The following is a 26,198-nucleotide window of genomic DNA, read 5'->3' as shown; positions in this document are numbered from 1 at the left end:
ACAAACCCTATGTCATGGACACATTTGACATTACTTGGGTTTGGCTCCAAGGAAAGCCCAGCCGGTGTGATGCGCGATGAAATCCCGCGCAATATAGAGCACCCCGATGATGATCACCGCAAGAACCACGGCGTAGATCGCCCAGGCGATCGCGACGAGGACCGGGTTGCGATGTGGCGCGCCGCCGCCGGCCCTGATGTCGCCGGCGCCGGCAGCCTGCAGCCGCACCCCGAGTGCGAACAGCGCCGGCAGCGCGGCACCGGCCAGCAGGCTGAAGAGCAGGATCTTCAGGGTGGCGTCGTAGTTGAACCAGGCGCTCATGAAACGATTCCCGCGCTGATCGTGTCGTCGTCCGGGCCGAACCGGGGCGAGCGGGTGCCCATTTTAGGGCCCATGTCGGAGGGTGCCCTACGGCCGTCCCAGCCTTCGAGCCCGGCGGTCAGGCTGCCCTCCCATTCGGCGTTGACGTTGTTGTGGTCGACCTTGACCTGGCGCGACCGCAGGTAGATGGCAACTGCGGCCGCGACCAACAGTGAGAAGCCGATCATCGCGCCCGGATATCCGCCGATGAGGTGCACGATCCAGTAGGTGACCGCCCCGACGAACCCGGCCAACGGAAGCGTGACCAGCCACGCGGTCGCCATCCGGCCGGCAACCCCCCAACGCACCTCGGCACCGGGCTTGCCCAGCCCGCTGCCCAGAACCGAACCGGTGCAGACCTGTGTCGTCGACAGCGCGTAGCCGAAGTGGGCGGAGAGCAGAATCACCGCGGCCGAGGACGATTCGGCGGCCATGCCTTGCGGCGGCTTGATCTCGACGAGTCCCTTGCCCAGGGTGCGGATGATCCGCCAGCCCCCGAGGTAGGTACCTGCGGCCATCGCGATGGCGCACGACACGATGACCCACAGTGGCGGCACGGCGGCGGTCCTGCCGACCGCACCGTAGGACATCAGCGCCAGGAAGATCACGCCCATCGTCTTCTGCGCGTCGTTGGTCCCGTGCGCTAGCGAGACCAGCGACGCCGAGCCGATCTGGCCGCGCCTGAACCCCGTGTCGGTGCGCTTCTCCGGGACACCGCGCGTAAACCGGTAGACCGTCCAGGTGGCCATCGCCCCGACGACTATGGCCAGCAGCGCGGCCACGATCGCGGGGATGACCACCTTGGACACTACGCCCTGCCAGATCACCCCGTGCCCGCCGACGGCGGCGATGGTGGCCCCGACGATGCCTCCGATCAGGGCGTGCGACGAGCTCGACGGGATGCCCAACAGCCACGTCAGCAGGTTCCACACAATGCCGCCGACCAGGCCGGCGAACACCAACTCGAGGGTCACCAGGTTGGAGTCGATCAGGCCCTTGGCGATTGTCGCCGCGACGGCGGTGGACAGAAACGCGCCGATCAGGTTCAGCACCGCGGACAATGCCACGGCCGCCTTGGGCGCCAGCGCGCCGCTGGCGATGGAGGTGGCCATCGCGTTGCCGGTGTCGTGAAATCCGTTGGTGAAGTCGAACGCAAGTGCCGTGATGACGACGATGATCAAGAGGAAAAGCTCGATGGTCACAGGCCCTGATTCTGCTGTTCGGTGTATTCCGTTGTCGATCAAAGACGTAGCTGAAACGCAGGTATATTTCGACTCGTCGTCAGATGTTACCTAACCGTTCACCCTAGGTTCGGCGAAGTTCGCCTCGGATGTCGCGCCGCAGCGGGTGATCGGCGGGAACCTCGACGAAGATCAGGGTGATCCCGTCAGGGTCGGTCACATGCATCTCGTGCAGACCCCACGGCTCCCGACGCGCCTCGCGGGCGATCGAGACCCCGCGGCTTTGCAGCTCGGCCTGGGTCGCCCCGATGTCACGCACCTGCAGCCACAACGCACCGGGAAAGGGACCCCGGGAGTGGTCCGGTGAGCCCGCGGTGACATAGCCGGCCAGTTCGAGCAGCGACTGGCCGGCGAAAAATACTGTGCCTGCTCCGTATTCACGGGCTATCGCCAACCCGATCTCGTCGCGGTAGAAGCGCAACGAGCGCTCATAGTCCACCGGCCGCAGCAGCATCCGGCTGGCCAGAATCTCCATGGCCTCGTGTCTATCACGTCTCGACCACGTCCCCGGGCGCCGGCTTCGGAGGGTCTCCACGCCGGCGCCGCTGCACGAGTGCGTCGACCCAGCGCGGGCCGACGGTGTTCAGCGCCTTCGCCGCCAACGCCATCCGCGGTGCGATCCGTACCGGTCGGGTGCGGGCAGCGGTGACCATCCACTCGGCGGCTTCTTCTGACGTCAGCGCGGGCATCCCATCGTAGGCCTTCGTCGGTTCGATCATCGGGGTCGCCACCAGCGGGTAGTACAGCGTCGTGGAATGCACGCCCCTTCGGCCCCATTCGGTTTCGATGTTGCGGCTCACCGCTGACAGTGCCGCCTTGGACGCGTTGTATACCGAGAACAGCGGTGACGCCTCGGACAGCACGCCCCAGGTCGCAACGTTGATGATGTGGCCGTCGCCGCGCGCGAGCATCCCGGGCCCGAGCCCGCGGATCAGCCGCAACGGCGCGTAGTAGTTGAGCACCATGGTCCGCTCGACGTCATGCCAGCGTTCCAGCGACTCGGCCAGCGGTCGGCGGATGGATCGGCCGGCGTTGTTGACCAGGATGTCGACCCCGCCGACGCGCTTTTCGACATCGGCGACCAGCGCGTCGACGGCGTCCATGTCTGAGAGGTCACATGGCATCGACACGGCCTTGCCGCCGGCGGTGGTGATCCGCTCGGCCACCGCGTCCAGCAGATCCCGGCGGCGGGCGACGGCGATCACGGTCGCGCCATGGCGGGCGAATCGCTCGGCGCCCGCCTCGCCGATGCCCGACGACGCGCCGGTGAGCAGGACGCGCTTCCCGTCGAGGTTGACCGGCTTGATCGCGGGGCGGTTGACCAGGATTTGCGGCGAAATCGGCGGTCGCATGCTGGCCAGCGCGATCTGCTCGGTCAACCGGCGCAGTGGACTCTTGCTCACGCAGGGAGTCTAGGCGCGCGCACACCTGGTTCGCCGAGCCTGTAACTGGCGCGGCCTGCACTCGCGTTTCTGCGCGCCAACTGCAGCCTCGGTGATACGGCCGCTCAGAAGTACCGCGGGAACCGGCTCCAGTCCGGGGGTCGCTTCTGCAGGAAGGCGTCACGGCCCTCGACGGCCTCGTCGGTCATGTACGCCAGCCGGGTGGCCTCACCGGCGAACAGCTGCTGACCCACCAGACCGTCGTCGAGCAGGTTGAACGCAAACTTCAGCATCCGTTGCGCCTGAGGCGATTTAGCGTTGATGGCCGCCGCCCACTCCAGGCCCACCTCCTCCAGCTCCGCGTGCTCGACCACCGCATTGACCGCGCCCATCCGATGCATCTGCTCGGCGGTATACGGCCGACCCAAGAAGAAGATTTCGCGGGCGAACTTCTGGCCCACCTGACGCGCCAAATATGCGCTGCCGTAACCCCCGTCGAAGCTGCCGACGTCGGCGTCGGTCTGCTTGAAACGGGCGTGTTCGCGGCTGGCCAGGGTGAGGTCGCACACCACGTGCAGGCTATGCCCTCCGCCGGCGGCCCACCCGTTCACCAAGCAGATGACGACCTTGGGCATGAACCGGATCAGCCGCTGCACCTCGAGGATGTGCAGCCGGCCGGCGCGGGCGGCGTCAATGGTGTCCGCGGTCTCGCCGGAGGCGTATTGGTAGCCGGAGCGCCCGCGAATACGCTGATCTCCGCCGGAGCAAAACGCCCAGCCACCGTCCTTCGGCGACGGCCCGTTACCGGTCAGCAGCACCACGCCCACGTCGGGCGACATCCGGGCGTGATCGAGCGCGCGGTACAACTCGTCGACGGTGTGCGGCCGAAACGCGTTGCGCACCTCGGGGCGGTCGAACGCGACCCGCACCGTGGGGTCGGTGACATGGCGGTGGTAGGTGATGTCGGTCAGATCGTCGAATCCGTCGACGAGCCGCCACGCTTGTGCATTAAATGGGTTGTCGCTCAAGGTTCTTGAACTCCGTCCTGGTCGACGGTGAGGTCACCGCAGCCGATCATCCAGGACGGTTTGCAGCGCCGCACTTTCATTTCGGGGACTAGATCGGCTCGAAACGAAAGACCACACACCGTCCGGCCAGCGCCTCGAACTCCTCGGGCCGGCCGTCTTTGACGAGCCCGGATCGTCTCATGAAACCGACGCCGGTGGGTACCTGGCTGGGCCAGACCCGCAGCAGCGGCTTGGCCTCTTCGGCGGACAGTTCCACCATCCGGACGCGCTCGCTCTTGCGGCCACGCCTCAGCGTGACTTGGCCCGCGGCCCGGACGTTTTGCACCCAGTCCGCACCCGGGAAGCCGCCGACGAGGTAACGCTTGCCGTCCACCGTCATCGGCGTCACCGGCGTCGAGCGGGGGGTTCCGGACTTGCGGCCCGGCACGGTCAACACGACTGGGCTTTCACCGCCGAAGCTCATGCCCAGGCGCGACATCTGGATGAATACCTTGTTCGCCGGTTTGAGCCACCACGGCGGCCTGATCCGTTCACCTTCGCCCATGCCTGCCACAGTAGTGTGCCGAGCAGACGCAGAAGCCCCCCATTTCGGCACGAAATGGGGGCTTCTGCGTCTGCTCGCGCAAGGAAAGTTAGCCCACGGCGCGCCCGGCGCCCTCCCAGAACTGTGCACGCACGGCCTTCTTGTCCGGCTTGCCCAGACCGGTCAGCGGCAGCGAGTCGACGACCACCACCCGCTTGGGCGACTGCACCGAGCCCTTGCGTTCCTTGACCGCGGCCTGGATCTCGGCGGTCATGGCCTCGATCGCGGCGTCATCACGGGCCGCGTCGGCACGCAGCACCACCACAGCGGTCACCGCCTCCCCCCACTTCTCGTCCGGCGCCCCGACCACACACACCTGCGCGACCGCTGCATGCTCGGCGACGACGTCCTCGACCTCGCGGGGAAACACGTTGAAGCCGCCGGTGACGATCATGTCCTTGACCCGGTCGACGATGTAGTAGAAGCCGTCCTTGTCCTCGCGCGCCATGTCGCCGGTGTGCAGCCAGCCGTCTCTAAACGTCTCGGCCGTCGCGTCCGGCAGGTTCCAGTAACCCCCGGCCAATAACGGTCCGCTGACACAGATTTCGCCCGGCTCACCCTGCGGCACCGGCTTGCCGTCCTCGCCCAGCAGTGCGACGCGGGCGAACAGCGTCGGGCGCCCACACGAGGTCAGCCGCTTCTCGTCGTGATCGCCCTTGGCCAGATAGGTGATCGCCATCGGCGCCTCGGATTGCCCGTAGTACTGCGCGAAGATCGGGCCGAACCGCCGGATCGCCTCGGCCAGCCGCACCGGGTTGATCGCCGAGGCGCCGTAGTAGACGGTCTGCAGCGACGACAGGTCCCGGGTGTGCGAATCCGGGTGGTCCATCAGCGCGTACAGCATCGACGGCACCAGCATGGTGGCCGTAATACGTTGCTCTTCAATGATTCTCAGCACCTCGGCCGGGTCGAACTTGGCCATGACGATCATCTCGCCGCCCTTGATCAGGGTGGGTGTGAAAAACGCCGCGCCGGCGTGCGACAGCGGTGTGCACATCAAGAACCGCGGATTTTCCGGCCACTCCCATTCGGCAAGCTGGATCGCCGTCATGGTGGCGATCGACTGCGCGGTGCCTATCACGCCCTTGGGCTTGCCGGTGGTGCCGCCGGTGTAGGTCAGGCCGACGATCTGCTCCGGCGGCAGATCGGCGGCCACCAGCGGCTGCGGCGCGTACTTCGCGGCCTCGGCCGAGAGGTCCACCGCCACATCTTTCAAAGCTTCCGGCACCGGACCGATGGTGAGGATCTGCTTGAGCGAGTCCACCTTCGCCAGCAGCCCCAGCGCGCGCTCAACGAACATCGGATTGGGGTCGATGATCAGCGAGCTGATACCGGCGTCGGCCAGCACATAGGCGTGGTCGTCCAGCGAGCCGAGGGGATGCAGCGCGGTGCGCCGGTAGCCGCGGGCCTGCCCCGCGCCGATGATCATCAGCACCTCGGGACGGTTGAGCGACAGCAGACCGACCGCGACGCCGGTGCCCGCACCCAGCGCCTCGAACGCCTGGATGTACTGGCTGATCCGGTCGGCCAGCTGACCGCCCGTCAGGGTTATGTCGCCGAGGAACAGCACCGGCTTGTTCTTGTGGCGCTTGAGCGCGCCCACCAGCAGGTGACCGTTATGGATCGGATTGCGCAACAACTCGTGCGTCATGGCGCGCTCTCCCCCGCAAGCGGGTGATGCCCCCACCTCATCGCTCTCCCTTCTTCGTCGCCGTCGCGACTCATGGGGCAAGACTAGAACGTGTTGCAATTCGGGGCGGCCGCGCCCTTGCGCACCGCGCTGATCAGTAGGATTTCAGCCCATGGCCGCCGCTGATCTCGTTGCCACCGGAAGCGTGCTCACCGTCGACGACGCGCGGCCCACGGCCGAGGCCATCGCCGTCGCCGGCGGCCGGATCGTCGCCGTCGGCGACCGGTCCGACATGGCCGCGTTGTCGAGCAGGCCACCGCGCGCAGACCGTCGGCGCCGCCTGGCGGCTGTTCGCCGACGACGTCGTCGGCTCGCTCGAGGTCGGCAAGTACGCCGACGCGGTGGTGCTGTCGGCCGATCCGCGGACGGTGGCGCCCGAGCGGATCGCCGATCTGGGCGTGCGGGCGACGTTTCTGGCGGGCCGCCAGGTCTACGGGGCAGTGACGCCCGGTGACACCTAAGTGTGCGGACCTGCTGGACCGCCTGCACGTCGTGGCGCTGCCAATGCGGGTGCGCTTCCGCGGCATCACCACCCGCGAAGTCGCCCTGATCGAGGGGCCGGCGGGTTGGGGGGAGTTCGGCGCGTTCGTGGAATACGGACCGCACGAGGCCGCGCACTGGCTCGCGTCCGGCATCGAGGCCGCCTACGGCGAGCCGCCGCCGGTGCACCGTGACCGCGTCCCGATCAACGCCACCGTGCCGGCGGTTGCCGTCGCCCAGGTCGCCGAGGTGCTGGCCCGCTTTCCGGGTGCGCGCACCGCCAAGGTGAAGGTCGCCGAGCCGGGGCAGACGCTGGCCGACGACGTCGCCCGGGTAAACGCGGTGCGCGAGTTCGTCGAAACCGTGCGGGTGGACGCCAACGGCGGTTGGAGCGTGGAGGCGGCGACGCGGGCGGCGGCCGCGTTGACGGCCGACGGCCCGCTGGAGTACCTCGAACAACCCTGCGCCACCGTCGCCGAGCTCGCCGAGCTGCGCCGGCGAGTCGATGTGCCGATCGCCGCCGACGAAAGCATCCGCAAGGCCTCCGATCCGTTGGCCGTGGTCCGTGCGGGGGCCGCGGATATCGCAGTGCTGAAAGTCGCCCCGCTGGGCGGGATTTCGGCTCTGCTCGACGTCGCCGCGCAGATCGACGTCCCGGTCGTGGTATCGAGTGCGCTGGATTCGGCCGTCGGGATCGCGGCCGGCCTGACCGCCGCCGCGGCGCTGCCGGAACTCCGTCACGCCTGCGGGCTGGGCACCGGCGGGTTGTTCTTGGACGACGTGGCAGACGTTGCCCTCCCCGTCGACGGATCCCTGCCCGTCGCACCGGTGACACCCGACCCGGCGCGGCTGCAGGCGCTGGGCGCGCCGCCGCAGCGGCGGCAGTGGTGGATCGACCGGGTCAAGGCCTGCTACCCGCTGCTTGTACCGTCGTTCGGGTGATCAACCTGGCTTATGACGACAAGGGGGCTGGTGAGCCCGTCGTCTTCATCGCCGGTCGCGGCGGCGCCGGACGGACCTGGCACCCACATCAGGTCCCGGCGTTCCTCGCGGCTGGATATCGCTGCATCACCTTCGACAATCGCGGGATCGGCGCCACCGAAAACGCCGAGGGTTTCACGACGCAAACCATGGTCGCCGACACCGCCGCACTGATCGAATCCCTGGACGCCGCCCCTGCGCGCATCGTCGGGGTGTCGATGGGCGCCTTCATCGCGCAGGAACTCATGGTGGTCCGGCCCGAGCTGGTCAGCTCGGCCGTGCTGATGGCCACCCGCGGCCGCCTCGACCGCGCCCGCCAATTCTTCCACCAGGCCGAAGTCGATCTCTACGAGTCCGGGATCGAACTGCCGACCTCATACGATGCGAAAGCTCGCTTGCTGGAAAACTTTTCCCGCAAGACCCTCAACGACGACACCGCGGTCGCCGACTGGATCGCGATGTTCAACATGTGGCCGATCAAGCCCACCCCGGGCTTGCGCTGCCAGCTGGACGTCGCGCCGCGGACCAACCGGTTGCCCGCATACCGCAACATCGCGGCGCCGGTGTTGGTGATCGGCTTCGCCGACGACGTGGTGACGCCGCCGTACCTGGGACGCGAAGTCGCCGACGCCCTGCCGAACGGACGTTATTTGCAGATACCCGACGCCGGGCATCTCGGGTTCTTCGAGCGGCCCGAGGCCGTCAACTCGGCGGTGCTGAAGTTCTTTGCCGGCCAGTCGGCGTGATGGCTAGTTGTGACACCCTGTACTGGTGAACCCCTCGACGACCCAGGCCCGCGTCGTCGTTGACGAGCTGATCCGGGGCGGCGTCCGCGACGTGGTGCTGTGCCCCGGTTCGCGCAACGCGCCGCTGGCATTCGCGTTGGCCGACGCCGACCGGTCCGGCCGGATCCGGTTGCACGTTCGCATCGACGAACGCACCGCCGGCTATCTGGCCATCGGCCTGGCGATCGCGGCCGGGGCGCCGGTGTGTGTCGCGATGACGTCGGGCACCGCGGTAGCCAACCTCGGCCCGGCGGTGGTGGAGGCCAACTACGCTCGGGTGCCGCTGGTCGTGCTTTCGGCCAACCGGCCCTACGAGTTGCTCGGCACCGGCGCCAATCAAACCATGGAGCAGTTGGGCTATTTCGGCACCCAAGTTCGGGCCACAATCAGCCTGGGCCTGGCCGAGGACGCGCCCGAACGGATGCCCGAGTTCAACGCGACCTGGCGATCGGCCACCTGCCGAGTGTTGGTGGCGGCCAACGGTTCTCGCACGGCCAACGCGGGTCCGGTGCACTTCGACATCCCACTGCGGGAGCCGCTGGTGCCCGATCCCGACCCCCCCGGATTATTACGTGCCGTCACCCCGCAGGGCCGGCCCGCCGGTTTGCCCTGGACCTACACGCCGCCGGTTACCTTCGACCAGCCAGTGGACATCGACCTGTCGCCGGACACCGTCGTCATTGCCGGGCACGGCGCGGGTGTTCATCCCAACCTCGCGGCATTGCCGACCGTCGCCGAGCCGACCGCGCCGGCACCCGCCAACCCGCTGCACCCGCTGGCGCTGCCGCTGCTGCGGCCCCAGCAGGTGATCATGCTCGGCCGCCCGACACTGCACCGGCCGGTATCGGCGCTGCTGGCAGACCCCAAGGTGCCGGTGTACGCGCTGACGACCGGGCCGCGCTGGCCGGACGTCTCGGGCAACTCGCAGGCCACCGGGACGCGGGCGGTCGCCACCGGGACACCGAGCCCGGCGTGGCTGCGTCGCTGTGCGGAGATGAACCGGCACGCGAACCAAGCGGTGCACGGTCAACTCAAGGCGCACCCGCTGACCACCGGCCTGCACGTTGCCGCGGCAGTCGCGGACGCGTTGCGGCCCGGCGACCAACTGGTGCTCGGGGCATCGAACCCGGTGCGCGACGTCGCCCTGGTCGGTTGCAACACCCGCGGCATCCGGGTCCGGTCCAACCGTGGGGTCGCCGGTATCGACGGCACCGTGTCCACCGCGATCGGGGCCGCGCTGGCCCACGAGGGGCGCACCATCGCGCTGATCGGCGATCTGACGTTCGTGCACGACAGCTCCGGGCTGCTGATCGGCCCCACCGAACCGACACCGCGGCAGCTCACGATCGTGGTGTCCAACGACAACGGTGGCGGCATTTTCGAACTCCTCGAGCAGGGTGACCCGCGGTTCTCCGACGTGTCGGCGCGCATCTTCGGAACCCCGCACGACGTCGACGTGGGTGCGTTGTGCCGCGCGTACCACGTCGAGAGCCGGCAGATCGAGGTCGAACAGCTGCAAACGGCCCTCGACGAACCCGGTAGCGGCATGCGTGTGCTGGAGGTCAAGGCGGATCGGTCCTCGTTGCGGCAGTTGCACGCATCCATCAAGGCCGCCCTGTGATATCGCCGCTGGGGCAGTCACTGAAGGCGTTGCTGCGCATGCTGATCCACGGCAGCAGCGACGAGCTGCCGGACACCCGGACCCGGGTCGTGTTGCGGTGGGCGCGGATCACCATTCTGATCCTGACGGGTCTGGTCACGCTGCAGTCGGTGCTGCTGGTGGCCGGTGCCTGGCGCAACGACCTGGCGATCGAACGCAATATGGGCGTCGCGCAGGCGGAGGTGCTCAGCGCCGGTCCGCGGCGCTCAACCATCGAGTTCGTCACGCCCGAACGCGTCACCTACCGGCCCGAGCTCGGTGTGCTGTATCCGTCCGAATTGTCCACCGGTATGCGGATTTACGTCGAATACAACAAGAGGGATCCCAACCTGGTCCGGGTACAGCACCGCAACGCCGGGTTGGCGATCATCCCGGCGGGGTCCATCGCGGTGGTGGGCTGGCTGGCCGCGTCGGTCGCGCTGGTGGGCCTGGCGATCCTCGACAAGCGGCTGGTCCGGCGCGCCAAGCCAGGGTGACAAAGCTCACCTGAGCAGCAAATTTCGTGTCCAGTATGCTCCCCGGCAACCTTTCCGATAGCCTGCGCTGACACCTTGGTGGCGTGCGCGTAGCCATCATCGCCGAGTCGTTTCTCCCCTATGTCAACGGCGTCAGCAACTCGGTGGTCCGGGTGCTCGAGCATCTGCGTCGAACGGGCCACGAAGCCCTCGTCATCGCACCCGATACTCCGCCGGGCGAACCCCGTGCCGAGCGGCTGCACGACGGTATTCGGGTGCATCGGGTGCCGTCGCGATTCTTCCCGAAGATAACCACGCTGCCGCTGGGAGTACCCATGCCCCGATTGGTCAGGGTATTGCGCGGATTCGATCCCGACGTGGTGCACCTGGCCTCGCCGGCGTTGCTCGGCTACGGCGGGTTGCGGGCTGCTCGCAATCTCGACGTGCCGACGGTGGCGGTGTATCAAACCGACGTACCGGGCTTCGCGGAAAGCTACGGCATTCCGATGACGTCTCGGGCGGCCTGGGCGTGGTTCCGCCACTTGCACGGCCTTGCCGACCGCACCCTGGCGCCCTCCACGGCGACGATGGAATCGCTTGCTGCCCAGCGCATCCCACGGGTGTACCGGTGGGGACGCGGGGTGGATCTGCTCCGGTTCGCGCCATCGGCGCGCGACGAGGCGCTCCGGCGACGATGGTCGCCGGACGGCAAGCCGATCGTCGGCTTTGTCGGCCGGTTGGCGCCCGAGAAGCACGTCGACCGCCTTGTGGGTCTGGCTGGCAGCGGTGCGGTGCGGCTCGTCGTCGTCGGCGACGGGGTCGACCGTGGAAAGCTCCAATCATCAATGCCCACAGCCGTTTTCACGGGCGCGCTGTACGGCGACGAGCTCGCCGCGGTGTACGCCAGCATGGACGTCTTCGTGCATACCGGTGAGCACGAGACGTTCTGTCAGGTCGTACAGGAAGCGCTGGCGTCGGGGCTGCCGGTGATCGCCCCCGACGCCGGCGGCCCGCGCGATCTGGTCGACCCGGGCCGCACCGGGCTGCTGCTGCCCGTCGACGAGTTCGAGGCACGGCTGCCCGGCGCGGTCGCCCATCTGGTCCACGAACGACACCGCTATTCGCTGGCGGCGCGGCGCAGTGTGCTGGGCCGCGGCTGGCCGGTGGTCTGTGACCAGTTGCTCGCTCACTATGAGGCCGTGCGCGGCGGGCGGCAGGCTCGGGCTGCCTGACCGGGCCCAGCCCGGTTGCCCGCTCGCCCCCGTAGGCGGGCCGCGTCGCCGGGCCGAGCTAGGGTCGACGTCGTGAGTCGCGCGGCCCTCGACAAGGACCCCCGGGATGTGGCGTCGATGTTCGACGGCGTCGCGCGCCGATATGACCTGACCAACACGGTGCTCTCGCTCGGCCGGGACCGGTACTGGCGGCGCGCCACCCGGTCGGCGCTGCGGATCGGGCCCGGCCAGACGGTCCTGGATCTGGCGGCGGGCACCGCGGTGTCGACGGTCGAGCTGGCGAAGTCCGGAGCATGGTGTGTGGCGGCCGATTTCTCGGTCGGAATGCTCGCGGCTGGCGCCGCGCGAAAGGTTCCCAAGGTCGCGGCTGACGCCACTCGGCTGCCGTTTGGCGATGGCGTATTCGACGCGGTCACCGTCAGTTTCGGGCTGCGCAACGTTGCCGACCAGCAGACCGCGCTACGCGAGATGGCCCGCGTCACCCGGCCCGGCGGTCGCCTGGTGGTGTGTGAATTCTCCACACCGGCCAACGCGTTGTTCGCCACCGCCTACAAGGAGTACCTGATGCGGGCGTTGCCGCGGATAGCGCGAGCGGTGTCCAGCAACCCCGAGGCGTATGTGTATCTCGCGGAGTCGATCAGGGCGTGGCCCGACCAGGCGACGCTGGCGCACCAGATTTCGGGGGCCGGTTGGGCAGGGGTGCGATGGCGCAACCTGACAGGCGGCATCGTGGCCTTGCATGCCGCCTACAAACAGGCCTAGTGGGTGCCAGCCCGCTGCAGGAAGCCCGCCGCGTCGGGGCAGTAGTGGTCGATCGCGGCCCCCAAGAACTGGAACGCTTGGCCCTGCGTCGTGCCCCGAGGCAGGTTGTGCTGGATGAAGTTGGCCGACTTGTACGCGTCACCGTCCACGCCGGTGCCAATCCTGTTACAGCTGATCTTGGCCAGCCACGCGAGCTGGTCCTGCGGACCGTAAACGCCGAAGCCGTTGACGGTGTTCTTGAATGTGTAGTCGTAGTCGTCGGCCTGCGCCGGCGCGGCAAAGCCGATCGCCGCGGCTACCATGCCGACGATTGTGGCCGGCCGCATGCCTTTCATGAGGCGAACTTTACACCCGATCGTCTATCAGCCCAGGTGCGCCGATAGCAGCCAGCCGCCGACCGACTTGAGCCCGTTGGCCTCGTCGCGGACGCCGGTGAAGAAGGGGATGCCGCCCAAGTCGGCCGGCAGGTTCGCGTACAGGCGGGCCGGTTTGATCTCGTCGACGACCCAGTACCTGGACACCACCTCACGCAGCTCGTCGCTGGTAACCGCGTTGATCGGGCCGTCGAGCACGGCGGCCCGATCGAAGACGAGGGCAAAGTAGGACGCACCCGGCGCCGCGGCCCGCACGATCGATTGCTGGTAGCCCTCGCGTGCCTCGACCGGAATCGAGTGGAACAGCGTGCTGTCGACGATGGTGCCGAACCGGCCCACCGATCCCGCTGGATAGCTGGTGAAATCGCTGATGTCGGCCACCTCGAAGCTGACGTTGGTCAGGCCTCGCCTCTCGGCCTCGCGCCGGGCCAGCTCGATCGCGGTGGGCGACAGGTCCAGTCCCACCGTGGTGTGCCCGCGCTCGGCAAGGGTGAGCGAGATGGCGGCCTCCCCGCAGCCGACGTCGAGGACGTCGCCATGGAATTTGCCCTGCTCGATCAGGGCGGCCAGTTCGGGCTGGGGTTCACCGATACTCCACGGCGGCCGGACGCCCTCGCCAAACTGGGCGGCTTCACCGCGGTAGGCAGATTCGAACTCGAAATCCAATGACTCGGTCATGCAGCCATATATATCAACCATCCTGATACATGTCAACCCGCTTGATACCGCGAGCAGACACAAAAGCCCCCAATTTCGGGCTCTTCTGACAGTTCCGTGGGTGGATAGCAGCGAAGTAGGGGCGCACGCCGTTGTGGCTTAAGGTTTCTGGCTTGTGAAGGGTCCGAAACCAAAGGAGCCAGCAACGACGTGCGCAATGTGAGGCTATGGCGTGCGCTGCTTGGTGTCGACCGCCGCACGGTAATCGAGGACATCGAGTTCGCTGAAGACGGCGATGGCGCGGAGTTGGTGGTGGCGCGGGTGCGCTCGCGCAGCGGTATGTCGGGCCGCTGTGGCCGCTGTCAACGCAAGGCGCCCTGGTATGACCGGGGTGAGGGACCGCGGCGGTGGCGGGGCTTGGACTTGGGCACGATCCGGGTGTTTTTGGAGGCCGAGGCGCCGCGGGTGAATTGCCCCGCCCATGGGCCGACCGTGGTGATGGTGCCGTGGGCGCGTCACCATGCTGGACACACGTTTGCCTTTGATGACACGGTGGCCTGGCTGGCGGTGGCCTGCTCGAAAACCGCGGTGTGCGAACTGATGCGAATCGCCTGGCGCACCGTGGGGGCAGTCGTGGCCCGGGTGTGGGCCGACACCGAAAAGACCGTCGATCGGTTCGCCAATCTGCGTCGTATCGGCATTGACGAGATTGCCTACAAACGCCACCACAAGTATTTGACGGTGGTGGTCGACCACGACAGCGGCCACCTGATCTGGGCCGCGCCCGGACGCGACACCGCCACCCTGCGGCGCTTCTTCGACGCGCTGGGTGCCGACCGGGCCGCGCAGATCACCCATGTGTCCGCCGATGCGGCGGACTGGATCGCCGACGTCGTCGCCGAGCGTTGCCCGGCCGCGATCCGTTGCGCCGATCCGTTTCACGTGGTGGCCTGGGCCACCGAGGCCCTGGACGCCGAGCGGCGCCGGGCCTGAATGACGCGCGGACGCTGGCGCGTACCGAGGCCAAATGGGGCCGTGGCCGGCCCGCCAAGAACACCGCGCCGCGGCCGGGTCATGAGCGGGCACGGCGGCTCAAGGGTGCCCGCTATGCGCTGTGGAAAAACCCCGAAGACCTCAGCGAACGTCAAACCGCCAAACTGGCCTGGATCGCCAAGACCGATCCCCGGCTATACCGTGCCTATCTGCTCAAAGAGGGCCTACGGCACGTGTTTTCGGTCAAGGGCGAGGAAGGCAAACAGGCCCTGGACCGGTGGATCTCCTGGGCGCGGCGCTGCCGCATCCCGGTATTCGTCGAGCTGGCCGGCCGCATCGTGCGCCACCGCCAGGCCATCGACGCCGCCCTCGACCACGGCCTGTCCCAGGGACTGATCGAATCCACCAACACCAAAATCCGGGTCCTGACCCGCGTCGCGTTCGGGTTTCACAACCCCGCCGCACTGATCGCGCTGGCCATGCTCGCCCTCGGCGGCCACCGCCCCACACTGCCCGGCCGCGGCTAACACCCCACCAGGGCACCCCTGGCGGGCCCCTTCCGCAGCGTCGCCGATTCTGCGCCACCCGCGCGTCGGTGTCCATGTCGTTCCGCCTCGCTGCGCTCGGGGGGCTCCACATGGACACCTCCCACGCAGGCAGCGCCAACGAGCAACTATCGCGGAAGGAAGCAAGAAGAAACTTCCAACCCATCAACCCACGGATAGGTCAGGAGCACCCAATTTCGGTGCGAAATGGGGGCTTTTGTGTCTGCTCGCCGGCCTCACCTGAACGGCGGTCGGCGATCGATCATCCGGGACGCCCACCCGCCGCCGCGCCACAGCCGCGCCACCCAGTCGGCGTCGTCGTCGGTGACCAGGTTGGCCATCACCCGCACGGCGATGCGCATCAGTGCGGCGGAACGCATCGCGAGGGGTCCGGTTGCCGGCAGGAACCTCTGGAAGGTCAGCAACAACGCCAGCCTGCGCGCGATCGAGAAGCCACGGCCGTAATGGTCGGCTAGCAGCGACGGCCACAGCCGCGCCAGGTCACGCGAGTCCAGCAGCTCGACGGCCAGCCGCCCCGTTTCCAGGCCGTAGTCGATGCCTTCGCCGTTGAGCGGGTTGACGCAGGCCGCGGCGTCGCCGATGAGCATCCAGTTGGGCCCGGCCACTCCCGACACCGCGCCCCCCATCGGCAGCAACGCCGACGACACCGCCCGCGGTGGGCCGGAAAAGCCCCACTCGTCGCGGCGCAGGTCGGTGTAATACGAGATCAGCGGTCGCAGCGCCAGGTCCGCCGGCCGTTTCGACGTGGACAGCGCCCCCACTCCGATGTTCACCTCGCCGTTGCCCAGCGGGAAAATCCAGCCGTAACCGGGCAGCAGGGCGCCGTCGGGGGAGCGCAGTTCCAGGTGTGACGTCAGCCACGGGTCGTCGCTGCGTTCGGTGGTCAGATAGCCGCGGGCCGCGACGCCGTACACCGTCTCCTGGTGCCATCGCCGGCCCAGCTTGCGGCCCAGCGAAGAGCGGGCCCCGTCGGCGACGATCAACTGGCGGCAGCCCACCTCGGTGCCGTCGGCCAACGTCAGCGATACCACCCGTCTGCATGAGTCATGGTGAACGGCAACGGCTTTGGTCCCGAGCAGCATGCGGGCACCGGAATCCTCGGCGACCTTGCGGATCCGGTCGTCCAACTCGAGGCGCGCCACCGCGCTGCCGTAGGCCGGGAATGCCGGGCCGGGCCAGTCCACCTGCAGCGCGCCGCCGAATCCGCTCATTCGCAGTCCGCGATGCCGGATGCGGCCACTCAGCCAGCCGCCCAGCCCCAGCCGTTCCAGCTCGGCGACCGCTCGTGGTGTCAACCCGTCGCCACAGGCCTTGTCCCGGGGGAAGCTCGCCGAGTCGATGACCAGGACGTCGTGGCCCGCGCGGGCCGCCCAGGCGGCAGCCGCCGAACCCGCAGGTCCGGCGCCCACGACTACCACGTCGGCTGCTCCGGCGGCTGTGGTCTCCACGTTCACCAGTATGTTGGTCGGGTGAGGACTCCGGCGACGGTGGTGGCAGGCGTGGACTTCGGCGATGCCGTGTTCGCCGCGACTGTGCGTGCGGATGTCGCCCGGGTTGAGCAGCTCATGGATGCCGAGCTGCGGGGCGCCGACGAGGTGATGACCGATTCGTTGCTGCACCTGTTCCTGGCCGGCGGTAAGCGGTTCCGTCCGCTGTTCACCGTGTTGTCCGCGCGGACCGGCCCAAGCCCCGACGCCTTCGAGGTGACCATCGCCGGCGCCGTCATCGAGCTGATCCACCTGGCGACGCTGTACCACGACGACGTGATGGACGAGGCCGAGGTCCGCCGCGGTGCCCCCAGCGCCAATGCCCGCTGGGGAAACAACGTCGCGATCCTGGCCGGCGACTATCTGTTGGCCGTGGCGTCGCGGTTGGTGGCACGGCTGGGGCCTGAGGCGGTGCGGATCATCGCCGATACGTTCGCCCAGCTGGTGACCGGCCAGATGCGTGAGACCCGCGGCGCCCCCGAGGGTGCGGACGCGATCGAGCGTTACCTGAAGGTGGTCCATGAGAAGACGGGCTGCCTGATCGGCGCGGCGGGCCGGTTAGGCGGCATGTTCGCCGGCGCAGACGATGACCAGGTCGAACGGCTGAGCCGCCTTGGGGGCATCGTGGGCACCGCGTTTCAGATCGCCGACGACATCATCGACATCGACAGCGAGCCCGACGAGTCGGGCAAGCTGCCGGGCACCGACGTCCGCGAAGGGGTGCACACCCTGCCCATGCTCTACGCCCTGGCCGAACCCGGGCCCGACGGCGACCGGCTGCGGACGCTGCTGGCCGCACCCCTGCACGACGACGCCAAGGTGACCGAGGCACTGTTGTTGTTGCGGGCGTCACCGGGTATGGCCAAGGCCAAAGACGTCCTGGCGCAGTATGCGGCTCAGGCGCGTCATGAGCTGGCTCAGCTGCCCGACGGCGCCGGCCGGCGCGCGCTGGAGGCACTGGTCGAATACACGGTCAGCAGGCACGGCTAGAACCGTTGGAACCTACCGGGTCATCTCGGGCGTTGACTTGGCTGTAACAAGCAAGACACTGTGTTCGTAGGAGGACACACGCTCATGACCTGGCATCCGCATGCCAACAGGTTGAAGACCTTCCTGCTGTTGGTCGTTATGTCGGCAATGATCGTGTTCGCCGGCCGGTTGTTCGGCACGACGGCCATGTGGGTGGCTGTCCTGTTCGCCGTCGGGATGAACGTCTATGTCTACTTCAATAGCGACAAGCTGGCCTTGCGGGCGATGCATGCGCAGCCGGTCTCCGAGGTTCAGGCGCCGGCGATGTACCGGATCGTGCGCGAGCTGGCCACCGGCGCGCACCAGCCGATGCCCCGGCTGTACATCAGCGACACAACCGCACCCAACGCATTCGCCACCGGCCGCAACCCGCGCAACGCGGCGGTGTGCTGCACCACCGGCATCCTGCAGATCCTCAACGAGCGCGAGCTGCGAGCCGTGCTCGGGCACGAGCTGTCGCACGTCTACAACCGCGACATCCTGATCTCCTGTGTCGCCGGCGCGCTGGCGTCGGTGATCACCGCGCTGGCCAACATGGCCATGTGGGCCGGCATGTTCGGCGGCAACCGCGATGGCGGCAATCCTTTTGCGCTGCTGCTGGTTTCGTTGCTGGGCCCGATCGCCGCGACGGTGGTGCGGCTGGCGGTGTCCCGGTCGCGGGAGTACCAGGCCGACGAATCGGGCGCGGTGCTCACCGGCGACCCGCTGGCATTGGCGTCGGCGCTGCGCAAGATCTCCGGCGGCGTGCAGCTGGCCCCGCTGCCGCCGGAGCCGCAGCTGGCCAGCCAGGCGCACCTGATGATCGCGAACCCGTTCCGTGCGGGTGAGCGGATCGGCTCGCTGTTCTCGACGCACCCGCCGATCGAGGACCGCATCCGCCGGCTGGAGGCGATGGCGCGGGGCTGATATCTGCCGAGTCAGAACCCCGAGCCGTGGACCTCGTGTCCCGGGACCTCGGCGATCAGGCCGCGATACGCCTGCTCGACGGTCGAGCCGTGGTTGATGACGGCGTCGACCTCGCGGGCGATCGGCATGTTCAGCCCGAATTCGTTGGCGAACTCCATGACCACGCTGGCGGCCTTGACGCCCTCGGCGACCTGGTTCATCGATGCGATGATCTCGTCGATGGGCTTGCCCGCGCCGAGTTGTTCACCGACGTGGCGGTTGCGGCTGCGCTGGCTGGTGCACGTGACGATCAGGTCGCCAAGGCCCGCCAGTCCGGGGAAGGTCTCGCTTTTGCCGCCCAATGCCACGCCCAGCTTCGTCATCTCGCGGAGCGCGCGGGCGATCACCAGTGCGCGGGTGTTTTCGCCGATGCCCAGCGAATAACCCATCCCGACCGCGATGGCGAAGACGTTCTTGAGCGCGCCCGCCGTCTCGACGCCGATGACATCGTCGGTGGTGTAGACACGGAAACGCCGGGTGCGGAACAACGTCGACAGCCGGGTGGCCAGGTGCTGGTCGGGCATCGCCAGCACCGCGGCGGCCGCGTAGCCCTCGGCCACCTCGCGGGCGATGTTGGGCCCGGCCAGGATGCCTGCCGGATGACCCGGCAGTATCTCTTCGATGATCTGCGACATCCGCATATTGGTGCCCTGCTCGAGCCCCTTGACCAGTGACACCACCGGCACCCAGGGCCGCAGTTCCCTGGCCAGCTCGGTGAGCACACCCCGGAATCCATGCGACGGCACCCCCATGACGACGACGTCGGCGCAATTGGCGGCCTCGGCAAAGTCGGTGGTGGCGCGCAGGGTTTCGCTCAGGACGACATCGTTTCCGAGGTAGCGGGTATTGCGGTGATTGTCGTTGATGTCGTTGGCGGTCGCCTTGGAGCGCACCCATTGCAGGGTCGGTCCGCGGCGTGCGCAGATGGACGCAACGGTGGTACCCCAGGAACCACCGCCGAGGACAACGACTTTGGGCTCGCGCATCTCAACTGCCATGCAGATCAGCGTATTGCTGAACCCGGCCGAACACCATCGCCTCCTCGATGCGATCGAATCGGTAGTCGATGGCGTCCGCGAAGTAGTTCTGCCGCACGTTCCACGGTCGCTTGGTGCCTGACTTGGGCAGCGCGTGCAGCGACCGCAGCACATAGTTGGCCTGAATGTCCCACGACGGCTTTTCGGCCATCGGTCCGTTGCCGCGGTGTGGGTAGGCGTGCGTGTATCCGTGAGAGGCCATGTGCGCCAGCAACTTTGCCGTCGCCCGGGCCGTGATGTCGGCCCGTAGCGTCCAGGATGCGTTCGTATAGCCCACGCACCAGAAGAGGTTGGGCACGTCCTCGAGCATGTGCGCCTTGTAGACGAAGCGGTCCGTGGGATCGATGTCGACGCCGTCGAGGCTTACCATGGCGCCGCCCAGCGCCTGCAGCTGCAGACCGGTCGCGGTGACGATGATGTCGGCGTCGAGATGCCCGCCGGATTCCAGCGCGATGCCGGCGGCGTCGATGTGGTCAATGTGGTCGGTGACCACCTCGGCGCGGCCATCGGAAATGGCGGTGTACAAGTCGGCGTCGGGGATGAGGCACATCCGCTGGTCCCACGGGTTATAGTGCGGCTTGAAGTGGGTGTCGATGTCGTATCCATCGGGCAGGTTCTTGATCGCCACGCGCCGCAGCAGCCACTTCACGAACGCCGGTATCTTGCGGGACAAGAACCAGAACACCGCTTCCATCAATGCGTTGTACATCCGGACGATCGAGTGGGAAGCCCTGCGGGGCAACACTTTACGAATGACCGCGGCAAAGGTGCTGTATTTGGAGGCCGACATGAGATAGGTCGGCGAGCGCTGCAACATGGTGACCTTTGCCGCCCGCTCCGCCAGCGACGGGATCAGCGTGATCGCAGTGGCACCGCTGCCGATCACGACGATCCTCTTGCCGGAGTAGTCCAGGTCCTCCGGCCAGCGCTGCGGATGTATGACGGTGCCCTGGAACCGATCGATGCCGGGGATGTCGGGGGTGTAGCCCTCGTCGTAGTTGTAGTAGCCGCTGCCGAAGAACACGAACCGGCTGCGGTACTGCCTTGCGACGCCGTCGTGTTCGGCGACGACCGTCCAGGTGTCGGTGGACGAATCCCAGTCCGCGGCGCGGACATGGGTGTTGAACTCGATGTGGCGGTCGATGCCGTATTTGTGGGCGGTGGCGGTCAGGTACTCGCGGATGTGCTCGCCGTCGGCGACGCCTTCCTTCCGGGTCCACGGCTCGTAGGGAAAGGACAGCGTGAAGATGCTGCTGTCGGACCGCACGCCCGGATAGCGAAACAGATCCCAGGTGCCGCCGATCCGTTCGCGGCGCTCCAGGATCGTGTAGGTCACCTGCGGGTTGCGCTCGGTGATCCGATAGGCCGCGCCGAGGCCGGAGATGCCGGCGCCGACGATGACGACATCGACGTAGCCGGCATCTTGGGGAGTCACGGTCATCGCGGATACCTCGCTTGATTCACGGCTGACGTCACCCAGCCTAAGCCGGCGTGCCTGTTCGCCGAGCGTGACGCCACGGCGCCAGAGCTACCGGTAGTTCACGAACTGCAGCGCGACATCCAGGTCGGCCTTCTTCAGCATCGCGATGACGGCCTGCAGGTCGTCGCGCTTTTTGCTGGTGACGCGGACCTCGTCGCCCTGGATCTGGGTCTTGACGTTCTTAGGTCCCTCGTCGCGGATGAGCTTGGTGATCTTCTTGGCGTTTTCGCTGCTGATGCCCTGCTTGAGGGTGCCGGTTACCTTGTAGGTCTTGCCGGAGGCCTGCGGCTCGCCCGCCTCGAAGGCCTTCAGCGAGATGTCGCGGCGGATCAGCTTTTCCTTGAAGACGTCGACGGCGGCCTTGACACGCTCCTCGGTGGACGAGGTCAGTTCGACGGCCTCGTCGCCCTTCCAGGCGATCTTGGTGTCGGTGCCGCGGAAGTCGAAACGGGTGGCCAGCTCCTTGGCGGCCTGGTTGAGGGCGTTGTCGACTTCCTGTCGGTCGATTTTGCTGACGATGTCGAACGATGAATCCGCCATCCGATCCATCCCTCCTTCGGGTGATAGCCGTTTGTGCTCTGTCTACCCGTTCGTTGTAACCTGCTAGGCGGCAGGTTGCCCGAGCGGCCAATGGGAGCGGACTGTAAATCCGTCGCGAAAGCTACGCAGGTTCGAATCCTGCACCTGCCACCAAATGCTCGGCGTCAGTGGATGCGTGCGCTACCGCCGAGGCCGATCTCCAGGACGCTGCCGGTGATGACCCCGGGGTCCGTGACCAAGTAGAGCATCCCGCGGCTGACGTCCTCGGGCTGCAGCCACGGTCGAGGGATCGGGTTGGCCTTCATCATGCGGCGCACCAAGTCGTCGGGAACGTCGTCACTGCCCGCGGGCTGCACCATCGGGGTCTGCGTGGTGGTCGGGCAGATGACGTTGACCGTGATGCCCTCTTTGGCGACCTCAAGGGCGACGGACTTGGCCAGCCCGATGATCCCCCACTTCGTCGCGTTGTAGGCCGCCAGCTCCGGGATGCCCATCCGACCGCCCATCGAGGATGTCACCACGATCCTGCCGAAGCGTTGCCGCCGCATCACTGGTATGGCCGCCCGCAGGGTATGAAACACACCGGTCAGGTTGGTGTCCACCAGCTGCCGCCAAACCTGATCGCTGACCTCCTCCAGCGGCCCGGTGCTGACGATGCCGGCATTGGCCACCACGATGTCGAGGCTGCCCATCTCCGTTAGGGTCTGTGCGACCGCGGCGCCCACCTGGGCCGAGTCGCGTACGTCGAGGGTGATCGGCAGGCAGCGCGAGCCGTGCTTTTCGACGAGCTTGGCCGTGTCGCGCAGGTCGCCCTCGGTGCCGAGCGGGTAGGTCAGGCCCGTCATCGGAGCGGGCGCATCGCCGACGACGACATCCGCCCCTTCGGCGGCCAATGCCAACGCATGCGCGCGCCCCTGCCCTCGAGCGCCTCCGGTGATGAAGGCGACCCGCCCATCCAAGGAACCCATGGGCGGCCACGTTAGCAGCCATGGATTCCGGTGGGCGTCACGAAACCACTGCGGCGGGGAGCGTTTAGGGGTTTAGGGAACCTGGAGTCACCCCCGGCGCGAGCCCGGCGGCTGCCCGCGGGTGCGGGTGGGACCTTTGTCCCCCTGCCGGGTGGCGCTAGCCCCTATCGACACTGCTCAGTGCCGACGCACGCTCGAAGCGTGATCGCGACGCACCACAGCGCACGCGGGAAAGCGCCGGCACGACAACCGTCGGCAATCGGCAGGCGGGCACTGATGTTGAGTCTGGCCACGATTGGGTTTGCGATCAACTTCTGGGCATGGGCGCTGCTGAGCCCGCTCGGCCCGCTGTTCAAGGACTCGGTGGGGCTGGGCTCCTTTCAGCAGGCACTGGTGGTCGCCGTGCCGGTGGTGGTCGGCTCGCTCGGCCGGATTCCTGCGGGGGCGCTCACCGACCGATTCGGCGGCCGGGTGATGCTCCCGGCCATCTCAGCGCTGACGATTATGCCCGTGCTCTACCTGGGGCTGGCCGGTCATGCCACGCTGACCGGGCTGCTGATCGGTGGTTTCTTCCTCGGACTTGGCGGCACCACGTTCGCCGTGGGTGTGCCGTTCGTCAACGCCTGGTTCCCGCCCGAGCGTCGTGGCCTGGCCATCGGCATCTTCGGCATGGGAGTGGGCGGGACCGCGATCAGCGCGTTGACCACGGTGCGGCTCGTGAATTTCTCCGGGGTCGTGGCACCGTTCGTGCTGACCGCGGCGGGCCTTGCGGTCTATGCGGCCGTGGCGGCGCTGCTGCTGCGCGACGCCCCGGGACGTGCGGTGCCCACCGATCCGGTGGTGCGACGATTGCTCGACACCGTGCGGCTGCCGGCCACGTGGCAGGCGGCGGCGCTGTACTCGGTCGCGTTCGGCGGTTATGTCGCGTTCTCGGTCTACCTGCCCGCGTACCTGAAGACCGCGTACGGGCTGACCCACGCCGACGCGGCAAATCGGATGGCCGGGTTCGTCGTGCTGGCGGTCCTGATGCGGCCCGCCGGCGGCTGGCTGTCCGACCGGCTCGGGGCGGTGCGCGTCGTGGCCGTATGCATGGCGGTCGTGGCCGTGGCGGCGGCCATCCAGGCGTTTGCCCCGCCGCTGATGCCATTGGGCACGATCGCGTTCCTGTCCATGGCCGCCGCGCTCGGCAGTGGTAGCGGCGCCGTGTTCGCGCTCGTCGCCGTGCTTGCCCCCGCCAACAAGGTTGGCTCGGTCACCGGGGTGGTCGGCGCGGCCGGCGGCCTCGGTGGGTTCGTTCCGCCCCTGATCATGGGCGGACTCAACAGCATGTTCGGTAGCTACGCGATCGGTTTGGCCGCGCTGACGGTCGTTGCGGTCGGCATGCTCGCGTTTACGGTGACGCTCGTGGGCCGCCCGGTCCGCGCCCATCGCGAACCAGACGACGCCACAACCGGTTCCGCACCGGGGCAGCTAATCCCCGGCGGCGTTCGGCGGTTGGCCGCCTGACCAGACCGCCGGGGGCGGCGCTGCGCTAGGTCCGCGGACCGGGATAGCGTCCATCCTGGTCCTGCACCAGATGATTTCCCGGCATATCCTCGAGCGCTGATCTGCTGAGCGAGGAGTCCTCGGGGCGGCCGAAGTAGGTCGTTCCGCCGCCGCTTTGCCAATCTTTCGCCAATGGACTGGTCTCGGGGCGGGCCGGGTGACCTTGCTGGCGGTGGTTGTCGAAGTGGCCCTAGCTGTCTTGGCCGCGGGCGGGGGAGCACTGGTCGCCGAACAGGAGGCGACGGCCACACAGGCGAAGCACGCGAACAAGGCAATCACGCGATTGAGCGCGCGCCGATCAAAGCCACTGATCAGCAGATCTCCCTGCCAAGTCGTGTGATCAACGAGCCAAGTGCGGTTCGGCGCCTGCCGCAACTCGGGCGGCCTTCGTCGGTTGAGCCCGGCTTCGGGCTGCTTCAGAGCCAGCGCGTCACGACTGACCCTCGGCAACGGCAAGGATGACGTTCTCGGTCGTGGTAGACCGAAAGTCATGAGTGGGCTTGCGGACGAGACACGGTGGATGGATGCCACGGATCAGGCGCTGCTGGTGGCCAAGGCCGAGGTCACGCCGAGCGAGCTGGTGGAGGCGGCGATCGAGCGCATCGAGCGATCCAACCCGGCGTTGAACGCCGTGGTAATCGAGTGGTTCGAGCACGCCCGGGCCGTGGCCGCCGATCCGGACCTTCCCGATGGGCCATTCCGGGGTGTGCCCTTTCTGCTGAAGGACCTCTATACGAGCTTCGCGGGACAGACGCTTTCCAACGGCAATGTGGCGCTGAAAGAGGCGGGCAAGATCGACGTCGCCGACACCACGCTGGTGGCCCGCTTTAAGGCGGCCGGGCTGGTCATCGCCGGGCGGACGAATAGCTCCGAGATGGGCAGCCTGCCAACGACACAGCCGCTGGCCTGGGGACCGACCCGCAACCCATGGGCACTGGAGCGCACACCGGGTGGGTCGAGTGGCGGTGCCGCCGCGGCGGTTGCGACAGGGATGGTCCCGTTCGCCAACGCCTCGGACGGGGGCGGCAGCATCCGCATCCCGGCGTCGTGCTGCGGGCTCGTGGGGCTCAAGCCGAGCCAGGGTCGGATCACGGTAGGGCCGGTGCGCGCCGAAGCGGGGCTGGGCGTCGAACTATGTGTGAGCCGCACCGTGCGCGACACGGCAGGCCTGCTCGATGCGGTGTGCGGCCCCGGGACCGGCGACACCGTGATCGCACCCGCGCCGCGGCGACCGTACATCAAAGAGGTTGGCGCCGAGCCCGGTCGGCTGCGCGTCGGCCTGCTCGACGTCCATCCGCGTGGCGAATTTCTGCACCATGACTGCGTTTCGGCGGTGCGCGCGGCGGCGTCGATGCTCGAAGGCCTTGGCCACATCGTGGAGCCGGCGTGGCCTGCATGTCTTGCGGATACGACATTGCCGACGAAGTTCATGGCGCTATGGGCCACGCAGCTGGCGCTGGCGGCGCGCGGGTTCAGCGACACACTCGGTCGGGAGGTGACCGCGGATGACATCGAACCGGTGAATTGGGTGTTCATCGAGGGGGCGCGGCGGGTGACCGCCGTCGACTACGCCGCCGCGCAGGCCGCGGTCTACGCGTTCCGGCGTGCGCTGCAGCAGTGGTGGGCCGATGGCTGGGACCTGCTCCTCACTCCGACAGTGGCCGAACCGCCGCCACCATTGACCGAGTTCGCAAACAATCCCGAACATCCGACGGAGCCGATGCGCCGTGGCGGGCAGTTCGCCGCGTTCACGCCCCCGTTCAACATGAGCGGACAGCCGGCGATCAGCCTTCCCCTCTACCGCAACGCCGACGGCCTACCCATCGGCATCCAGCTCGTCGCCGCGTACGGGCGGGAGGACGTTCTCATACGCCTTGCCGCGCAACTGGAATCGGCCCATCCTTGGTTCGATCACCCGGCGATCCCCTAAGGCCCCAT

Annotated in this window: 24 protein-coding genes, 1 tRNA gene and 2 pseudogenes; 13 read left to right on the top strand and 14 right to left on the bottom strand. The window is 67.8% G+C overall.

Going from position 1 to position 26,198, the window contains the following annotated elements; all coding sequences use genetic code 11:
• Nucleotides 1-30 precede the first annotated feature (30 nt).
• The 7 genes from G6N24_RS17670 to fadD8 all read right to left on the bottom strand — a co-directional run bounded on the left by G6N24_RS17670 (nt 31) and on the right by fadD8 (nt 6,245).
• The gene (locus tag G6N24_RS17670; RefSeq protein WP_085161721.1) at nt 31-321 is read right to left on the bottom strand and encodes a hypothetical protein; all 291 of its coding nucleotides are present in this window, start codon (nt 319-321) and stop codon (nt 31-33) included.
• On the bottom strand, nt 318-1,562 hold the full coding sequence (locus G6N24_RS17665) for an inorganic phosphate transporter (protein ID WP_085161722.1): 1,245 nt from the start codon (nt 1,560-1,562) through the stop codon (nt 318-320). Before G6N24_RS17665 ends, G6N24_RS17670 begins: the two co-directional genes overlap by 4 nt.
• Nucleotides 1,563-1,665: 103 nt before the next feature.
• Nucleotides 1,666-2,076, bottom strand: a complete 411-nt coding sequence (locus tag G6N24_RS17660) for a VOC family protein (RefSeq protein WP_085161723.1) — start codon at nt 2,074-2,076, stop codon at nt 1,666-1,668.
• 13 nt (nt 2,077-2,089) lie between these two features.
• Entirely contained in the window at nt 2,090-3,004 is a 915-nt protein-coding gene (locus G6N24_RS17655; RefSeq protein ID WP_085161724.1) for an SDR family oxidoreductase, read from the bottom strand.
• Nucleotides 3,005-3,108: 104 nt separating this feature from the next.
• Complete coding sequence (locus G6N24_RS17650; RefSeq protein ID WP_085161725.1) at nt 3,109-4,011, bottom strand: 1,4-dihydroxy-2-naphthoyl-CoA synthase; 903 nt, start codon at nt 4,009-4,011, stop codon at nt 3,109-3,111.
• An 88-nt stretch (nt 4,012-4,099) separates the two neighbouring features.
• Nucleotides 4,100-4,555, bottom strand: a complete 456-nt coding sequence (locus tag G6N24_RS17645; protein ID WP_085161726.1) for a nitroreductase family deazaflavin-dependent oxidoreductase — start codon at nt 4,553-4,555, stop codon at nt 4,100-4,102.
• An 88-nt stretch (nt 4,556-4,643) separates the two neighbouring features.
• Nucleotides 4,644-6,245 (bottom strand): fatty-acid--CoA ligase FadD8, encoded by a 1,602-nt coding sequence (gene fadD8, locus G6N24_RS17640; RefSeq protein ID WP_085161727.1) that lies wholly within the window; start codon nt 6,243-6,245, stop codon nt 4,644-4,646.
• A 296-nt stretch (nt 6,246-6,541) separates the two neighbouring features.
• Between fadD8 and G6N24_RS17635 the strand changes: the two are divergent.
• The 7 genes and pseudogenes from G6N24_RS17635 to G6N24_RS17605 all read left to right on the top strand — a co-directional run.
• Nucleotides 6,542-6,745: pseudogene (locus G6N24_RS17635) on the top strand (amidohydrolase family protein); the annotation flags it as partial.
• 43 nt (nt 6,746-6,788) lie between these two features.
• Nucleotides 6,789-7,706: an o-succinylbenzoate synthase gene (locus G6N24_RS17630; RefSeq protein WP_232070818.1), complete on the top strand. Its 918-nt coding sequence runs from the start codon at nt 6,789-6,791 to the stop codon at nt 7,704-7,706.
• The gene (locus G6N24_RS17625) at nt 7,703-8,491 is read left to right on the top strand and encodes an alpha/beta fold hydrolase (RefSeq protein WP_085161729.1); all 789 of its coding nucleotides are present in this window, start codon (nt 7,703-7,705) and stop codon (nt 8,489-8,491) included. The genes G6N24_RS17630 and G6N24_RS17625 overlap by 4 nt, the downstream gene beginning before the upstream one ends.
• A gap of 25 nt (nt 8,492-8,516) precedes the next feature.
• On the top strand, nt 8,517-10,151 hold the full coding sequence (menD, locus tag G6N24_RS17620; RefSeq protein WP_085161730.1) for a 2-succinyl-5-enolpyruvyl-6-hydroxy-3-cyclohexene-1-carboxylic-acid synthase: 1,635 nt from the start codon (nt 8,517-8,519) through the stop codon (nt 10,149-10,151).
• A 38-nt stretch (nt 10,152-10,189) separates the two neighbouring features.
• Nucleotides 10,190-10,666 (top strand): DUF3592 domain-containing protein, encoded by a 477-nt coding sequence (locus G6N24_RS17615; RefSeq protein WP_085161739.1) that lies wholly within the window; start codon nt 10,190-10,192, stop codon nt 10,664-10,666.
• A gap of 83 nt (nt 10,667-10,749) precedes the next feature.
• Nucleotides 10,750-11,877 (top strand): glycosyltransferase family 4 protein, encoded by a 1,128-nt coding sequence (locus G6N24_RS17610; RefSeq protein WP_085161731.1) that lies wholly within the window; start codon nt 10,750-10,752, stop codon nt 11,875-11,877.
• A gap of 72 nt (nt 11,878-11,949) precedes the next feature.
• Complete coding sequence (locus G6N24_RS17605; protein WP_085161732.1) at nt 11,950-12,639, top strand: demethylmenaquinone methyltransferase; 690 nt, start codon at nt 11,950-11,952, stop codon at nt 12,637-12,639.
• On the opposite strand, the gene G6N24_RS17600 is transcribed toward G6N24_RS17605, so the two are convergent.
• On the bottom strand, nt 12,636-12,974 hold the full coding sequence (locus tag G6N24_RS17600) for a DUF732 domain-containing protein (protein WP_085161733.1): 339 nt from the start codon (nt 12,972-12,974) through the stop codon (nt 12,636-12,638). The two genes, G6N24_RS17605 and G6N24_RS17600, sit on opposite strands and share 4 nt — an antisense overlap.
• 27 nt (nt 12,975-13,001) lie before the next feature.
• Nucleotides 13,002-13,691, bottom strand: coding sequence for a class I SAM-dependent methyltransferase (locus G6N24_RS17595; protein WP_085161734.1), 690 nt, complete (start codon nt 13,689-13,691; stop codon nt 13,002-13,004).
• Between the two features lie 189 nt (nt 13,692-13,880).
• Between G6N24_RS17595 and G6N24_RS17590 the strand changes: the two are divergent.
• A pseudogene (locus tag G6N24_RS17590) lies at nt 13,881-15,190 on the top strand (ISL3 family transposase).
• A 254-nt stretch (nt 15,191-15,444) separates the two neighbouring features.
• Here the strand turns inward: G6N24_RS17590 and menJ are convergent.
• Nucleotides 15,445-16,677, bottom strand: coding sequence for a menaquinone reductase (menJ, locus tag G6N24_RS17585; protein ID WP_179963441.1), 1,233 nt, complete (start codon nt 16,675-16,677; stop codon nt 15,445-15,447).
• 21 nt (nt 16,678-16,698) lie between these two features.
• Here menJ and grcC1 point away from each other — a divergent pair, with 21 nt between their 5' ends.
• Both grcC1 and htpX read left to right on the top strand, forming a co-directional pair.
• Nucleotides 16,699-17,706, top strand: a complete 1,008-nt coding sequence (gene grcC1, locus G6N24_RS17580) for a nonaprenyl/(2E,6E)-farnesyl/geranylgeranyl diphosphat synthase (RefSeq protein ID WP_085157298.1) — start codon at nt 16,699-16,701, stop codon at nt 17,704-17,706.
• Nucleotides 17,707-17,790: 84 nt separating this feature from the next.
• Complete coding sequence (gene htpX / locus G6N24_RS17575; RefSeq protein WP_085157301.1) at nt 17,791-18,651, top strand: zinc metalloprotease HtpX; 861 nt, start codon at nt 17,791-17,793, stop codon at nt 18,649-18,651.
• Nucleotides 18,652-18,662: 11 nt separating this feature from the next.
• On the opposite strand, the gene G6N24_RS17570 is transcribed toward htpX, so the two are convergent.
• The 3 genes from G6N24_RS17570 to G6N24_RS17560 all read right to left on the bottom strand — a co-directional run bounded on the left by G6N24_RS17570 (nt 18,663) and on the right by G6N24_RS17560 (nt 21,747).
• Nucleotides 18,663-19,688 carry an NAD(P)H-dependent glycerol-3-phosphate dehydrogenase gene (locus G6N24_RS17570; RefSeq protein WP_085157304.1) on the bottom strand — a complete coding sequence of 342 codons (1,026 nt, stop codon included), beginning with the start codon at nt 19,686-19,688 and terminating at the stop codon, nt 18,663-18,665.
• Nucleotides 19,678-21,168, bottom strand: a complete 1,491-nt coding sequence (locus G6N24_RS17565) for a flavin-containing monooxygenase (protein ID WP_085157307.1) — start codon at nt 21,166-21,168, stop codon at nt 19,678-19,680. Before G6N24_RS17565 ends, G6N24_RS17570 begins: the two co-directional genes overlap by 11 nt.
• A gap of 87 nt (nt 21,169-21,255) precedes the next feature.
• Nucleotides 21,256-21,747, bottom strand: coding sequence for a YajQ family cyclic di-GMP-binding protein (locus G6N24_RS17560; RefSeq protein ID WP_085157605.1), 492 nt, complete (start codon nt 21,745-21,747; stop codon nt 21,256-21,258).
• 69 nt (nt 21,748-21,816) lie between these two features.
• Here G6N24_RS17560 and G6N24_RS17555 point away from each other — a divergent pair.
• A tRNA-Tyr gene (locus G6N24_RS17555) sits at nt 21,817-21,900 on the top strand.
• 11 nt (nt 21,901-21,911) lie between these two features.
• On the opposite strand, the gene G6N24_RS17550 is transcribed toward G6N24_RS17555, so the two are convergent.
• Nucleotides 21,912-22,715 carry a mycofactocin-coupled SDR family oxidoreductase gene (locus G6N24_RS17550; RefSeq protein ID WP_085157310.1) on the bottom strand — a complete coding sequence of 268 codons (804 nt, stop codon included), beginning with the start codon at nt 22,713-22,715 and terminating at the stop codon, nt 21,912-21,914.
• 276 nt (nt 22,716-22,991) lie between these two features.
• Here G6N24_RS17550 and G6N24_RS17545 point away from each other — a divergent pair, with 276 nt between their 5' ends.
• On the top strand, nt 22,992-24,221 hold the full coding sequence (locus G6N24_RS17545) for an MFS transporter (RefSeq protein WP_085157608.1): 1,230 nt from the start codon (nt 22,992-22,994) through the stop codon (nt 24,219-24,221).
• A 529-nt stretch (nt 24,222-24,750) separates the two neighbouring features.
• Nucleotides 24,751-26,190, top strand: coding sequence for an amidase (locus G6N24_RS17540; protein ID WP_085157315.1), 1,440 nt, complete (start codon nt 24,751-24,753; stop codon nt 26,188-26,190).
• Nucleotides 26,191-26,198: the final 8 nt, after the last annotated feature.

The organism is Mycobacterium lacus, from assembly GCF_010731535.1.
Lineage (GTDB): Bacteria > Actinomycetota > Actinomycetes > Mycobacteriales > Mycobacteriaceae > Mycobacterium > Mycobacterium lacus.
The sequence above is the reverse complement of the archived record's forward strand: the minus strand, read 5'-3'. Positions and strand labels throughout refer to the sequence as shown.